This window comes from Sphingomonas sp. (assembly GCF_025353885.1).
GTDB lineage: Bacteria > Pseudomonadota > Alphaproteobacteria > Sphingomonadales > Sphingomonadaceae > Sphingomonas_O.
In genome coordinates this window covers 35015-49495 of the sequence record NZ_JANXNX010000113.1, presented here as the reverse complement: position 1 = coordinate 49495, position 14481 = coordinate 35015, and the positions used below count along the sequence as shown (strand labels likewise).

The window sequence follows — 14481 nt, the reverse complement described above, 5'->3', positions numbered from 1 at the left end:
CTTGCCCGCCGCCATGCTTTGGCATATACAGTGGTTGTCTTCCTTACATCGGTAACGTTGTTCGGGCTCGAAGCCATCGGCTCCGGGCGCTCAAGACGCATGGATTTACCTGGAGACTTGGTTGGCCGACATCGCTGTACTGACTGCATTGATCGAACCCGAAGCGGAAACGCTCGGGCTGCGGCTGGTGCGCGTGCAGATGAACGGCGGCAAGTCTGATCCGACGTTGCAGATCATGGCGGAACGGCCCGAAACGCGGCAGTTGACGCTTGAGGATTGCGCCGAATTGTCGCGGCGGATTTCGGATTTGTTCGATGAAGTTGATCCGATCGTCGAAGCTTATCGGCTGGAAGTTTCGTCGCCCGGCATCGACCGTCCGTTGACTCGGTTGGCCGATTACGATGACTGGAATGGGCATGAGGCGCGCATTCGACTGACCGCACCGATCGAGGGACGCAAGATGTTCGACGCGCGACTCGATGGCGCTGCCGACAACACTGTGCTGGTCACCGCCAAGCATGGGGCGATGACGATACCGTTCGACGCAATCGTGTCAGCCAAGCTGGTGCTGACCGACAAACTCATAAAGGCGACCGCCCCGCTGATCGCGGACGGTGCCGACAAGATCATACATGAAGGATAAGAACTGATGGCTAGTTCCGCCGTTTCCGCCAACAAGGCCGAGCTGCTCGCGATTGCCGATGCGGTCGCCAAGGAAAAGCTGATCGATCGCGAAATCGTGATCGAGGCGATGGAAGACGCCATCCAGCGCGCGGCACGGGCCCGTTATGGTGCCGAGAACGACATTCGCGCCAAGATCGACACGACCAGCGGCGATTTGCGTTTGTGGCGGGTTGTCGAAGTGGTCGAGCAGGTCGAGGATTATTTCAAGCAGGTATCGCTGACCGAAGGCCAGAAGCTGCAGCCGGGTGCCGCGTTGGGCGACTTCATCGTCGATCCCCTGCCGAACATCGAATTCGGGCGCATCGCCGCACAGGCATCGAAACAGGTGATCTTTCAGAAGGTCCGCGATGCCGAGCGTGAGCGCCAGTATGAGGAATTCAAGGATCGTGCCGGAGAAATCATCACCGGCGTCGTGAAGCGGGTCGAGTTCGGCCATGTCGTCGTCGACCTGGGCCGGGCCGAGGGCGTTATCCGCCGCGATGCACAGATTCCGCGCGAAGTCGTTCGCGTCGGCGACCGCATCCGTTCGCTGATTCTGAAGGTCGTTCGCGAAACGCGGGGGCCGCAGATTTTCCTCAGCCGCGCGCATCCCGACTTCATGAAAAAGCTGTTCGCCCAGGAAGTGCCCGAAATCTACGACGGCATCATCACCATCATGGCGGCAGCGCGCGATCCCGGCAGCCGCGCCAAGATCGGCGTGATAAGCCGTGACAGCAGCATCGACCCGGTCGGTGCGTGCGTGGGCATGAAGGGCAGCCGCGTTCAGGCGGTCGTTCAGGAAATGCAGGGCGAAAAGATCGACATTATCCCGTGGTCGACCGACACCGCGACCTTCGTCGTCAACGCGTTGCAGCCTGCCACGGTCAGCCGGGTCGTTATCGACGAGGAAGAAGGCCGCATCGAAGTCGTCGTTCCCGATGACCAGTTGAGCCTGGCGATCGGTCGTCGCGGGCAGAACGTTCGCCTCGCCAGCCAGTTGACCGGTTCGCAGATCGACATACTGACGGAGGCCGACGCCAGCGAAAAGCGCCAGCGCGAATTCGTCGAGCGGTCGGAGCTGTTCCAGAACGAACTCGACGTGGACGAGACGCTGGCCCAATTGCTGGTTGCCGAAGGGTTCACCAGCCTGGAAGAAGTGGCTTATGTCGACGTGACCGAGATCAGCGACATCGAAGGGTTCGACCCCGAACTCGCGGGCGAATTGCAGAACCGCGCGACCGAGGCTTTGGAACGCCGTGAAGAGGCCAGCCGCGAGGAGCGCCGGGGCCTGGGTGTCGAGGACGATCTGGCCGAGATGCCACACATGACCGAAGCGATGCTGGTCACGCTGGGCAAGGCGGGTATCAAGACGCTCGACGACCTGGCCGATCTGGCGACCGACGAGCTGATCCAGAAGCGCCGCGTCGAACCGCGCCGCAAGACGGTGCAGTCCGACGAGCCCAAGGGCGGCATTCTGGCCGAATATTCGCTGACCGAGGAACAGGGCAACGAAATCATCATGGCGGCCCGCGCCCATTGGTTCGAGGATGAAGCCGTCAGTGAGGGAGACGCTGATGCGGCCCCTTCCCAATGACACGGTAGCACACCACAGTAACGACGATAGTCAGACCCTCCACCAAATCGTGGAGGGGACCGGCGAAGATGCGCGCGGTCCCGATACGTCGCGTAAGGCACGGGGAACGCATGAGCCCGAGCGGCGCTGCATCCTGTCGGGCGAGCATGCGCCGCGGGCGTCGTTAGTTCGGTTGGCGATCGGGCCAGACGGCCAGGTCTTGCCCGACGTCCGTGCCAAGGCACCGGGACGTGGCGCCTGGATCGGTGTTGACCGGCCAGCACTTGAATTGGCGATCGCCAAGGGCAGACTAAAGGGCGCGCTGGCCAGGGCATTCAAGACCGGCGGGGCGAACATACCCGTTGACCTGCCGCAAAGGATCGAGGACGCGTTGCAACGGAATGCACTCGACCGGCTGGGGCTGGAAGCGCGGGCTTCGACGATCACGACGGGCTCAGAGCGAATCGACGAAGCCGGGCGCAAGGGGCAGTTGCATTTGCTGTTTCATGCCGCCGACGCCGCGGTCGATGGCAACCGCAAACTCGACCAGTCTTGGCGGGTTGGCCTCGACCAAGAAGGTTCGGGACGACAAGGCTTGGTTTTAAGTGTCCCTCGCACTATCTTGTCGGTAGCGCTGGGCCGGGAAAATGTGGTACATATCGGTGTGATCGACGCGCGCGCGGCAACGCGCGTGGCAGCGGCGATCGACCGGTGGCACGGTTTTATAGGATTTGCGCCCACGGGCTGGCCTTGCGAAACACCTTCGCAGGGTTCAGGGCCGCGCGGCGCGTTTGATGGTTTAAACGAAGGGTTCGGGTCAGATTAATGAGCGATAGCGAAAAACCGAAGCTGGGAACGCGCCCGCCCCTGGGCATAAAGCGCACCATTGAAACCGGCCAGGTCAAACAGAGTTTCAGTCACGGCCGTTCGAACACGGTGGTGGTCGAGATCAAGAAAAAGCGCATCCTGGCGCGGCCCGGCGATCCCGTGCCTGTCGAGGTTGTTCCCGAGCCGGAGGTTGTGGTTGCGGCGGTTCCGGTCGCGGCGCCGGCTCCTGTTGCGGCCCCGGCTCCTGTTGCTGCGCCAGTCGCGCCACCGGTTGCTACGGCTCCGGCAGCCCCGGTTGCGGCTCCTGCCGCGCCGGTTGCTCCGGCACCTGTCGCTTCTCCTGCTCCGGTCGCTGTGGCTCCGGCTGCCTCAGTGGTTTCCTCCCGCCCTGCTCCGGCGCCTGTTGCCACGACGGCACGCACGATTCCGCAGTCGAGCCTGATGTCTCGCCAGGAATTGCAGACCAAGTTGCTGCGCGAAGCCGAGGAAGCGCGGATGACCGCGCAAGAGGACGCCCGCCGCCGGGACGACCGTGCAAAGGTCGAGACTGTCGAGGACCAAAAGCGTCGTGCCGAGGAAAATCGCAAGGCCGAAGAAGCTGCACGGATCGCTGCCGAGGAAGCTGCAAAGCTGCCGCCACCAGCACCCGCGCCGCAGGTCGAGCCCGAAGTCCAGCGCGCCCAGGATCGCGATGAGGAAAAGCGTTTCACCAAGCCGTCGGCAGCTCCTGGGGGCATTCGTCGCCCAGAGCCTGCGCGTCCGGCAACGCGTCCGCGCCAGGGTGACGATCGTCGCCAGTCAGGCAAGCTGACGGTGACCCGTGCCCTCGACGCCGATGGCGAGGGCGCGCGTGCCCGATCGCTGGCGGCGCTGAAGCGTGCCCGTGAAAAGGAACGCCGTGCCCATGGCAGCGGCCAGCCGCAGGTCAAGCAGATCCGCGACGTCGTGGTTCCTGAAAAGATCACGGTAGGCGAACTCGCCAACCGCATGGCCGAACGAGGCAGCGATCTGATCAAGGCGCTGTTCAACATGGGCCAGCCGTCGGCAATGGGCGACAGCATCGACCAGGACACCGCCGAATTGCTGGTCACCGATTTCGGCCACAACGTCACGCGCGTGTCGGACAGCGATGCCGATATCGACCAGTCGGCCGACGTTGATGCCGACGATACGATGGTCACGCGCGCTCCTGTTGTCACGATCATGGGCCATGTCGATCACGGCAAGACCTCGCTGCTGGATGCTCTGCGCGGGACCAACGTCGTGCGCGGCGAAGCGGGCGGGATCACTCAGCACATCGGCGCCTATCAGGTGGCAACCAAGGGCGGCGATCTCATCACCTTCCTCGATACGCCGGGCCATGAAGCCTTTACCGAAATGCGCAAGCGCGGCGCGAACGTCACCGATATCGTGGTGCTGGTCGTTGCAGCGGATGACAGCATCAAGCCGCAGACGATCGAGGCGATCAACCATACCCGTGAGGCGGGCGTGCCGATGATCGTTGCGATCACCAAGGTCGACAAGCCCGAAGCCAATCCGGACAAGGTTCGTCAGGCGCTGCTTCAGTATGAAGTCATCGTCGAGGAATTGTCGGGTGACGTGCAGGATGTCGAGGTTTCGGCAACGGCAAAGACCGGCCTGGACGAACTGATCGAGAAAATTCAGCTTCAGGCCGAATTGCTCGAACTGCGCGCCAATCCAACACGTGCCGCTGAAGGGACGGTCATCGAAGCCAAGCTGGACAAGGGTCGCGGGCCACTCGCCACCATCCTCGTCCGTCGCGGCACGCTGAAGGTCGGCGACATCGTCGTCGTCGGCGCCCAAAGTGGCAAGGTTCGTGCAATGATCGACGACAAGGGTCAGCAGATCAAGGTTGCGGGTCCCTCGATGCCGGTCGAGATCCTCGGCCTGTCGGGTGTGCCGTCCGCCGGTGATCCGATGTCGGTGGTCGAGAACGAGGCGCGTGCGCGTGAAGTTGCGCTGTATCGCACCAAGACCGCAACCGAAAAGCGCACCGTTTCCGCGCCGATCGACATGGAGAATCTGTTTGCCGATCTGAGTGCGGTCAAGGCGATGGAATATCCGATCGTCGTCAAGGCCGATGTTCAGGGTTCGGTCGAGGCGATCGTTAATGCCGTCAACCGGATATCGACCGACCTCATCAAGGTTCGCGTGCTGAGCGCGGGCGTTGGTGGCATCACCGAGAGCGACGTCCTGCTGGCGGCCGCATCCGGAGCGCCGGTCATCGGCTTCAACGTCCGCCCCAATGCCAAGGCACAAGCTTTGGCCAAGCGCGACCGGGTCGAGTTCCAGTATTTCGATGTCATCTATCACCTGACCGATGCGGTTCGTGGCGCGATGGCGGGCGAGCTGGGGCCGGAAATGATCGAGCACGTCGTCGGTCGTGCCGAAATCCGCGAAGTCTTCTCGGCGGGCAAGCATGGCAAGGCGGCGGGTCTGCTCGTCACCGAAGGCGTCATCCGCAAGCTGTTGAAGGCGCGTATCACGCGGGCCGACGTCATCATCTACAATGGTTTCGTCACCTCGCTGCGCCGCTTCAAGGACGATGTCGCAGAGGTCCGCGCGGGGCTCGAATGCGGCGTCACCTTCGATGCGACCAACGATATCAAGGCTGGCGATTTCCTCGAAACCTACGAAGTCGAAGAGCGCGTTCGCACGCTTTGACGTGGCAGCCCTCTTTCTTCGGGAAGAGGGCTCGAGAGGGAGATCATGAAGAACACAACGCCCGAAACGCGGTCGGTCCGCCTGCTTCGTGTCGGCGAATCGGTGCGTCATGCGCTGTCGGCAATCCTCGCGCGCGGGGATGTGCACGATGCGACGCTCGACACGCATATGGTCAGCGTTACCGAAGTGCGGATGTCGCCAGACCTGCGACATGCGACGGTGTTCGTAAAGCCGCTGCTGGGGCGTGAGGAAGAAGCGGTTATCAAGGCTCTCCGGACGAATACCGCCTATCTGCAAAAGGCGGTCGCGCAGGCGGTGAACAGTAAATATGCGGCCAAACTGAAGTTCCTAGCGGACGAGAGCTTTGACGAAGGCAGTCACATCGATACACTTCTGCGCGCGCCGAAGGTTGCTCAGGATTTGGCCAAGGATGCGGTTCCGGATTGACGGCATGCGTGGTAAGACGCATTTTACCGTGATGGACATGCAATCGCGAATATCGTCCAAGGGGCAGGTTGTTATCCCAAAGGACATCCGCGACCGTTTGCGTCTGGAAACCGGCACCCCGCTGGAAATCATCGAAACTGCGGATTCGGTTACGTTTCGGCGAGCGTCGCCGACGCAAAAACTCACCTTTGAGGAAGCGACAGCGCGAATCCGGGAGCGCGTAAAATATGCCGGGCCACGCTATTCGGCGCAAGAAGACAAAGACGCGATCGACGAGATGTTTCGGACGAGCGATCGGTATTAGAATGGCTTTCGACTGCCCGCGCCCCCCGGTCGTGTCCGGTATTTGAACGTGCGTGCGGTCGATACCAATATTCTTGCGCGTTTTATCTTGAACGACGATGACGAGCAGACGCTCATTGCAAACGATGTAATTCGTGGCGGCGTCTATGTCAGCCTGTCGGTTTGGATGGAACTGGTCTGGCTACTCAGCGCGCGATATCGATTTTCACGGATGATGATTGGCGAAGCGCTGGATGCGACAATGAAAATGAACGTTGTGGTGACGCCCGAAGACGCGCTCTGGGCGCTTGACCGCTATCGTCTGGGGGAGGATTCGCGGACATGATCCATTTGATCGAAGCACAGGCGCACGAGGGATTTCACACCTTTGATCGCGGCATGAAAAAGGACGCCGGGGCCGCCTCTCCCGTCTCGGTCGAACATCTACGCTGATGCCCGCCCCTGTTTTGAACGGCTGGCTGATCATCGACAAGCCGCTTGGGCTGGGGTCCACGACGGCGGTGAGCTGGGTCAAACGGGCGCTGCGGGAGGGTGGGCATGGCAAGGTCAAGGTCGGCCACGGCGGGACCCTCGATCCGCTGGCGACGGGCGTGCTGCCGATTGCGCTTGGTGAGGCGACGAAGCTGGCGGGGCGAATGCTGGACGCCAGCAAAACCTATGATTTCACGATCGGCTTCGGAACGCAGACCGATACGCTTGATGGCGAGGGGGTTGTAGTTGCCACTTCCGACGTGCGGCCCACGTTGAACGAGGTGGCCGCAATTCTCGCGCAATTTACCGGGCCTATCGAGCAAATGCCACCTGCGTATTCGGCGCTTAAGGTTGATGGCAAACGGGCCTATGCTCTGGCGCGCGCTGGTAAAGAGGTCGTGCTGAAAACGCGGGCGATCACGGTCCATGCGCTGGGCATCGGGCACATGAGCGACTCTGGGGTCACCCTGACCGCCAATGTTTCAAAGGGCACCTATATCCGATCGCTTGCCCGCGATATTGCGGTGGCGTTGGGCACAGTCGGACACGTCACGATGCTCCGTCGCACGACAGCCGGGCCCTTCACCCTCGAAAACGCGATTAAGCTGGACAATCTGGACGTAATCGCTAGGGACAATACACTTGAAGACGTGATCCTGCCATTGACGGCGGGGCTGGACGACATCCCGGCTCTACCCGTTACACCGGCGCAGGCAGCCGCACTCCGACAGGGGCGCGTGTTGACCGGGATCCCCACAAACGACGGCCCCTATCTTGCGAACGACGGCGCTACGCCGGTCGCGCTGGTGGAGGTCATTTTCGGTGAAATCCGGGTCGTGCGTGGCTTCAACATCCAACCCGATGTCGCGAAGGAAGACATTTGACGATCACTGCAGAACGCAAGACCGAAGTCATTGCAGAACATGCCCGCGCCGAGGGTGATACGGGTTCGCCTGAAGTCCAAGTTGCGATCATCACAACGCGCATCATCAACCTGACCGAGCATTTCAAGACGCACAAGAAGGACAACCATTCGCGTCGCGGACTTCTCATGCTGGTCAACAAGCGTCGTTCGCTGCTCGACTATTTGAAGCGCATCGACAACGAGCGTTATACCGCACTCATTACGAAGCTTGGTCTTCGCAAGTAACAAAAGGCCCCGTTTCGGGGCCTTTTTCGTGTCCCGGTCTCTGTCGGGAACATGAGGAACGACAAGTCCCGCAATTCGGCGGGCAGCATCAGGGCCATATCAGTGCCCGCACCGCTCGCAGACCGGATGTCTGCCATTACAGGCCCCCGCAGCATCGGGCAGTCGGGTCAGAAGGAATATAAATGTTCAACATGAAAACAGTAGAAGTCGAGTGGGGCGGACAGACCCTCAAGCTCGAGACCGGTCGCGTCGCGCGGCAGGCCGATGGTGCCGTCATGGCAACGCTTGGCGAAACGGTGGTGCTTTGCGCAGTGACGGCCGCACGCTCGGTGAAGGAAGGCCAGGACTTCTTTCCACTGACCGTCCACTATCAGGAAAAATTCTCGTCGGCGGGTCGTATTCCCGGCGGCTTCTTCAAGCGTGAGCGTGGCGCGACCGAGAAGGAAACGCTTGTTTCCCGCCTCATCGACCGTCCGATCCGCCCGTTGTTTCCAGAAGGTTTCTATAACGAAATCAACGTGATCTGTCAGGTCATGTCGTATGATGGCGTCAACGAACCCGATGTTCTGGCGATGGTTGCGGCATCCGCAGCCCTCACGCTGTCGGGCGTGCCGTTCATGGGCCCGATCGCCGCAGCCCGCGTCGGCTATGTCGAGGGTGAATATATCCTTAACCCGACCGACGAGCAGGTTGCCGCTGGTGATCTGGATCTGGTCGTTGCCGGCACGCACGACGCCGTGATGATGGTCGAATCGGAAGCCAAGGAGCTTTCGGAAGAAGTCATGCTCGAAGCCGTCATGTTTGCGCATCGCGGTATCCAGACGGTCATTGGCGCAATCATTGATCTCGCCGAGCAGGCCGCCAAAGAGCCTTGGGCAATGGCCCCGCAGGCCGACCTGACCGAAGCCAAGACCAAGCTGAAAAAGCTGATTGGCAAGGACATCATCGCTGCCTACAAGCTGACCGACAAGTCGCAGCGTTCGTCGGCGCTGAACGAAGCCCGCGCCAAGGCGAAGGCAGCGTTTGCCGATGCTACGCCGCAGGACCAGATGGCCGCCAGCAAGCTCGTTAAGAAGCTCGAAGCCGAAATCGTCCGTACCGCCATTCTGAAAGACGGCCAGCGGATAGACGGTCGCACCACCACGCAGATCCGTCCGATCGAAGCGATCGTGGGCTTCCTGCCCCGCACGCATGGTTCGGCACTGTTCACGCGCGGCGAGACCCAGTCGATATGCACGACCACACTTGGCACCAAGGACGCCGAGCAGATGATCGACGGCCTGGGTGGCCTGAGCTATTCGAACTTTATGCTGCACTATAACTTCCCTCCCTATTCGGTTGGTGAAGTCGGTCGTTTCGGTGCCCCCGGGCGTCGCGAAATCGGCCATGGCAAGCTCGCTTGGCGGGCGCTGCATCCGGTGCTGCCGTCGAAGGACGAATTCCCCTACACGATCCGCGTGCTGTCCGACATTACGGAGAGCAATGGGTCGTCGTCGATGGCAACTGTCTGCGGCGGTTCGCTGTCGATGATGGATGCTGGCGTGCCGTTGAAGCGCCCAGTTTCGGGGATCGCGATGGGCCTGATCCTGGAAGGCAAGGATTTCGCTGTCATCAGCGACATCCTGGGCGACGAAGATCATCTGGGCGACATGGATTTCAAGGTCGCAGGCACGTCCGAGGGCATCACCACGATGCAAATGGACATCAAGATTGCCGGCATCACCGAAGAAATCATGCGCCAGGCCCTGAAGCAGGCGGCTGAAGGTCGCACGCACATCCTGGGCGAAATGGCCAAGGCTCTCGACAGCACGCGCACCGAGCTTTCGGCTCACGCACCGCGTATCGAGACGTTACAGATCGACAAGGCGAAAATTCGCGAAGTCATCGGCACCGGCGGCAAGGTTATTCGCGAAATCGTCGCGGCAACCGGTGCCAAGGTCGACATCGACGATGAGGGCCTGATCAAGATCAGCTCGTCGGACGTGGCGCAGATTGAGGCAGCGCGTCAGTGGATCCTCGGCATCACGCAGGAAGCGGAAGTCGGCAAGGTTTACGACGGCAAGGTCGTCAACATGGTCGATTTCGGCGCCTTCGTAAACTTCATGGGTGGCAAGGACGGTCTCGTCCACGTCTCGGAAATCCGTAACGAGCGCACCGAGAAGGTCACCGATGTTCTGAAGGAGGGCCAGGCCGTAAAGGTCAAGGTGCTCGAGATCGATCCGCGCGGCAAGGTTCGCCTGTCAATGCGCGTCGTCGATCAGGAAACCGGTGCCGAACTGGAAGATACTCGTCCGGCCCGCGAAGAGCGTCCTCGCGGAGATCGTCCAGAGCGTTCGGATCGTGGCCCGCGCCGCGATGGCGATGGTGGTCGTGGTCCCCGTCGTGATGGCGGCGGACGTGATGGTGGCGGGCGCGGCGAAGGCGGCGGCGATCGCGGTCCCCGTCGCGAAGGCAGTGGCGATCGTGCGCCTCGCGCCGAAGGCGCTGGTGGTTACAGCGGTGGTCGCGCCAAGCAGGACGATGACAACGGACCGGCACCAGAATTTGCTCCGGCTTTCCTGACCCGCGACGACTGATGTTTTGAGTCGATGATATAATTGAGGGGCCGCAGCAGTGCGGCCCCTTTCTTTGGTTATCAACAGCTTGAACGTTATCAAACGGATAAAAAAACTCTTTTAGCCAACCCCCTGTCGCATGTATGCAACAGCATGGCGCACCGTCGGTGGACATTGCGCTTGCGCATCGGCTGGGAAATCGCATGGGTAAAAGTGAGAAATTGATAGCGGGTCTCCCGCTTTGGCGCCACATGCCAGTGACGCAAACCCTCGGAACTTTGGCCCTGGTTGGAACAAGCCTGGGTATCCGCTTTGCCGTCGATCATCTTATTCCGCCGGGTTTCCCCTATGTCACTTTTTTTCCTGCAGTCATCCTGTCGGGATTTCTGTTCGGGGTACGCAACGGCGTACTCGCCGGACTGCTAAGCGGCATGTCGGCATGGTGGTTCTTCATTGCGCCCGCCGCTGGTTATGCAGTCAACGCCGGGTCGATCGCCGCGATGTTGCTCTATGTTTTTGTCGTCGGCACCGAACTGGCTGTAATCAGCCTGATGCAGGCCGCCTACGGAGCACTGATTCGCGAACGTGGCAAGAGCGAGGCGCTCGCCGCCAGTCGCGGAGTCATGTTCAACGAGCTGCAGCATCGTGTTTCGAACAACCTGCAGGTCGCCGCAGGGCTCCTTTCGCTCCAGCGACGTACGATCAAGGATCCCGATGCCGCCGCAGCGCTGGATGAGGCGACGCGCAGGCTGGCGACGATCGGGCGCATTAGCCGGGCGCTCTATGATCCCAACGGCGCGGCGCTCGGTCTTGATCACCTGTTGTCACGCCTGTGCGACGACGTGTTGGACGCCAGCGGTCGCAGCGATGTTTCGATCGTTGTGACGGCCGAGGGTGAACCGAAGATTGAACCCGATGCGGCCATTCCGGCGGCGCTGATTGTGGCTGAGGCGGTAGCCAATGCCATTGAACATGGTTTTGCCGATGGACGCGGGGGCAGGATCGACGTCCGCATCGCGCAAACGGGGCAGCGGCTAGAAGTGAGCGTGACGGACAATGGCCATGGCCTGCCCGAGGGATTTGACATCGCCAAGACCGACAGCCTTGGCCTGCGCATCGCAACCACGCTTGCGCGGCAGATGAACGGTCAGTTTTCGCTGAGAGGCGGTTCGGGCACACAGGCAGTTCTTGCGCTGACGACCTAAACACTTGCGCCAATGGTACCGACGGCGGACATAAAAAAGCCGCGAAATAGCCTATATGAGGCTACTCCGCGGCTTGTCCTTGGCTCAGGCCCTAGGCTAACTCGATTTACATCTTGTTCTTTGCAGCCGCATCAATAGCGTCGGCCTTGTTGTCGCCAGTCGCGCGTACAGCGTCAGCCTGATTCTGAAGCGCTTCCTCGCCGTTGTCGGTCACGGCGTTATCGGCAGCTTCCTCAATGTTGTCAGCAACATTCTCATAGCTGTCGGCAACGTTCTGCGCCGCTGGTGTTTCCTTCTTGTTGCAAGCACCCAGAGCAATCAGACCGGCAATCGCAACGCTCGTCAAAATACGGTTCTTCATTAAAAATCCTTCCTGTTTAGGCTGGCGTCCCGCGCAAGCTTCCAGAACGCAACAATTCCCGAAGCTGCCGCTAGTTCCGTAACCCGGACGATTTCGGCAATCAAGTGGGGAGCTTCTGTTGCTCGGTGCTCCCCGTACCGCCGGTTTCCGCTTCTGTTGCCCGGTGCGGCCCGAACCGCGCTAACACTTCATAACATTATCCCAGAAGGACTCTGTTATGCAGCGATTGCGAGTACCTCGTTATCGTTGGCACTTATCGTTTTGAACGGTTTTAAGGCGCATTCAGGCCTGGCAAAAATACCGTCTTTCAATACACGTCGATCCTAGTTCGGCCCCATCAGGATCAGCCGAGGAAGCTGATTTTGGTGGAGCCGCCGGGTACCGCCCCCGGGTCCGCTGCATCTATTTCACGGCATCATTTATCGCCATATTCAGGGCCGAAACCCCGACCCGTTCAATATAGCCCCGATTTTCCGAATGAAAAGTGCCCGCTGTCGATGGCATGGCGAACCGCCCGCAACTTGCCGTTCATATCGAAGGCGCTATGAGGTCATCCATGTTGACGCAACGCTCCCGTTACGCCCTGCGCGCCATGCTCGTCCTCGCCGGTGAGCAGGCGGGAGGCCCCCCGGTCCCGATGAGCCGGATCGCTACCGAAGCAGTGATTCCGCGCAAGTTTCTTGAAATTATCCTCGGCGAACTGCGCAACGCGGGTTTTGTTCTGTCGACGCGGGGAAAGGCCGGCGGATTTCACCTTGCCCGGCCTGCCCATCTGATTTCGTTCGGTGACATCATTCGCACGATCGAGGGGCCATTGGCGCTAGTCCCCTGTGTCAGTCGTACAGCCTACAAACGGTGCAACGACTGCCGGAGCGAGACCGATTGCGCCATCCGCCGGGCCATGATGATCGTCCGTGACGATACGGCGCGGATCCTGGATGGCACCAGCCTGGCCGGCGCCACTGCCCAGGAACTGGCGGCCGCCTGAACCCGCCGGCGTCCGCTTAAGTCCTCGGACGCCTAAGTTTTCGGACGGGCGCGCAGTTCGTCGCGGATTTCCTTCAGCAATGCGACGTCGGCAGGGTCGCCAGCGACAACAGCTTCGAATCTCATGACTTTGACCGCGGCGCGTACCAGCAGGAAGATGATAAAGGCGACGATCACGAAATTGACCGCCTGGGTAATGAACTGGCCATAGCCGAGCAGCGCGACGCCCGCCTTTTTCAGTGCGGCATAGTCGGTCGGCGATCCTACGTAGTTTGCTGGTATTTTACCCAGAACGAGAAAGTAGCTCGAGAAATCCAGTCCCCCGAGCAGCTTGCCGATGATCGGCATGATGATGTCGTCGGTCAGCGAAGTCACGATCTTGCCAAAAGCCGCGCCAATGATGACAGCAACGGCGAGGTCGAGCACGTTGCCGCGAGTGACAAATGCCTTGAACTCCTGAAGCATCAATTTTCCCCGTTACCGACTGCGCATAAATGCCTGCGAAGCGAGTTCAATTGCAAGCATGATTAGTGGCCTGATTACTGGCCGGACCGCCGGGCGCATTGCGTGGCCGATTGCATCGTCCTACATCGCTGGTGTATTAACCGCGCACTACACATCGACTGGAGAGCCCGACCATGCGTTTCCCCTCACGCCTTGCCCTGACGGCTCCGATCGCGGCGATCGCGCTTGCCGGCTGCGGGATCAACTCGATCCCGACAGCAGAGGAAAACGCCAAAGCCAAATGGGCCGACGTCCAGGCATCGTACCAGCGCCGTGCAGACCTGATTCCCAATCTGCAAGCGACGGTAAAGGGTTCGGCAGCATCGGAAGGCAAGATTTTGACCGACGTCATCGAGGCGCGGGCCAAGGCAACCTCGATCCAGGTCAGTGCGACCGATTTGACCGATCCCGCCAAAATGGCCCAGTTCCAGGCTGCGCAGGGCCAGTTGAGTGGTTCGCTCAGTCGCCTGCTCGCCAATGTCGAGGCCTATCCCGACCTTAAGAGCCAGGCTAATTTTTCGACCTTCATGCAACAGATCGAGGGGACGGAGAACCGCATCAACATCGCGATCCGCGACTATAACGGCGCCGTGCAGTCGTATAACACGCAGATCAGGACGTTCCCGGCGGCGATCGGTGCCAAAATATTCTACGGTGCCAAACCGATGGCGACATACACTGCGACCTCGCCGGGTGCCCAAAATGCACCGAAGGTCGACTTCAACTAGGATCGCGCGACGCACATTCCT

15 protein-coding genes and 1 other RNA gene are annotated in these 14481 nt (G+C 60.6%); 13 read left to right on the top strand and 3 right to left on the bottom strand.

Annotated elements, in window-relative coordinates:
* Positions 1–121 precede the first annotated feature (121 nt).
* The 11 genes from rimP (at position 122) to Q0R02_RS12700 (ending at position 11880) form a co-directional block, all read left to right on the top strand.
* Complete coding sequence (gene rimP / locus Q0R02_RS12750; protein ID WP_293884056.1) at positions 122–643, top strand: ribosome maturation protein RimP; 522 nt, start codon at positions 122–124, stop codon at positions 641–643.
* 6 nt (positions 644–649) lie between these two features.
* Positions 650–2257, top strand: coding sequence for a transcription termination factor NusA (gene nusA, locus Q0R02_RS12745; RefSeq protein ID WP_293884055.1), 1608 nt, complete (start codon positions 650–652; stop codon positions 2255–2257).
* Positions 2238–3062 carry a DUF448 domain-containing protein gene (locus Q0R02_RS12740; protein ID WP_293884054.1) on the top strand — a complete coding sequence of 275 codons (825 nt, stop codon included), beginning with the start codon at positions 2238–2240 and terminating at the stop codon, positions 3060–3062. The genes nusA and Q0R02_RS12740 overlap by 20 nt, the downstream gene beginning before the upstream one ends.
* Complete coding sequence (gene infB, locus Q0R02_RS12735) at positions 3062–5749, top strand: translation initiation factor IF-2 (protein WP_293884053.1); 2688 nt, start codon at positions 3062–3064, stop codon at positions 5747–5749. The genes Q0R02_RS12740 and infB overlap by 1 nt, the downstream gene beginning before the upstream one ends.
* 42 nt (positions 5750–5791) lie before the next feature.
* Positions 5792–6196, top strand: coding sequence for a 30S ribosome-binding factor RbfA (rbfA, locus tag Q0R02_RS12730; protein ID WP_293884104.1), 405 nt, complete (start codon positions 5792–5794; stop codon positions 6194–6196).
* Positions 6180–6500, top strand: coding sequence for an AbrB/MazE/SpoVT family DNA-binding domain-containing protein (locus tag Q0R02_RS12725; protein WP_293884052.1), 321 nt, complete (start codon positions 6180–6182; stop codon positions 6498–6500). Before rbfA ends, Q0R02_RS12725 begins: the two co-directional genes overlap by 17 nt.
* A 48-nt stretch (positions 6501–6548) precedes the next feature.
* The gene (locus tag Q0R02_RS12720) at positions 6549–6824 is read left to right on the top strand and encodes a hypothetical protein (protein ID WP_293884051.1); all 276 of its coding nucleotides are present in this window, start codon (positions 6549–6551) and stop codon (positions 6822–6824) included.
* 106 nt (positions 6825–6930) lie between these two features.
* A complete protein-coding gene (gene truB / locus Q0R02_RS12715; protein ID WP_293884050.1) occupies positions 6931–7854 on the top strand; it encodes a tRNA pseudouridine(55) synthase TruB in 924 nt (307 codons plus the stop codon).
* Entirely contained in the window at positions 7851–8120 is a 270-nt protein-coding gene (rpsO, locus tag Q0R02_RS12710) for a 30S ribosomal protein S15 (protein ID WP_293884049.1), read from the top strand. Before truB ends, rpsO begins: the two co-directional genes overlap by 4 nt.
* Before the next feature lie 182 nt (positions 8121–8302).
* Positions 8303–10696 (top strand): polyribonucleotide nucleotidyltransferase, encoded by a 2394-nt coding sequence (gene pnp / locus Q0R02_RS12705; protein WP_293884047.1) that lies wholly within the window; start codon positions 8303–8305, stop codon positions 10694–10696.
* Positions 10697–10932: 236 nt separating this feature from the next.
* Positions 10933–11880, top strand: a complete 948-nt coding sequence (locus Q0R02_RS12700; RefSeq protein ID WP_293884046.1) for a histidine kinase dimerization/phosphoacceptor domain -containing protein — start codon at positions 10933–10935, stop codon at positions 11878–11880.
* Positions 11881–11986: 106 nt separating this feature from the next.
* On the opposite strand, the gene Q0R02_RS12695 is transcribed toward Q0R02_RS12700, so the two are convergent.
* Positions 11987–12241 carry a hypothetical protein gene (locus tag Q0R02_RS12695; protein WP_293884044.1) on the bottom strand — a complete coding sequence of 85 codons (255 nt, stop codon included), beginning with the start codon at positions 12239–12241 and terminating at the stop codon, positions 11987–11989.
* Positions 12242–12383: 142 nt separating this feature from the next.
* Positions 12384–12729: a transfer-messenger RNA gene (gene ssrA, locus Q0R02_RS12690) on the bottom strand.
* Between the two features lie 68 nt (positions 12730–12797).
* Between ssrA and Q0R02_RS12685 the strand changes: the two genes are divergently transcribed.
* Entirely contained in the window at positions 12798–13229 is a 432-nt protein-coding gene (locus Q0R02_RS12685) for an Rrf2 family transcriptional regulator (RefSeq protein ID WP_293884042.1), read from the top strand.
* 32 nt (positions 13230–13261) lie between these two features.
* Here Q0R02_RS12685 and mscL read toward each other — a convergent pair whose 3' ends face one another.
* Positions 13262–13693: a large conductance mechanosensitive channel protein MscL gene (mscL, locus tag Q0R02_RS12680; RefSeq protein WP_293884040.1), complete on the bottom strand. Its 432-nt coding sequence runs from the start codon at positions 13691–13693 to the stop codon at positions 13262–13264.
* A gap of 173 nt (positions 13694–13866) precedes the next feature.
* Here mscL and Q0R02_RS12675 point away from each other — a divergent pair, with 173 nt between their 5' ends.
* Entirely contained in the window at positions 13867–14460 is a 594-nt protein-coding gene (locus Q0R02_RS12675) for a LemA family protein (protein ID WP_293884038.1), read from the top strand.
* Positions 14461–14481 lie beyond the last annotated feature (21 nt).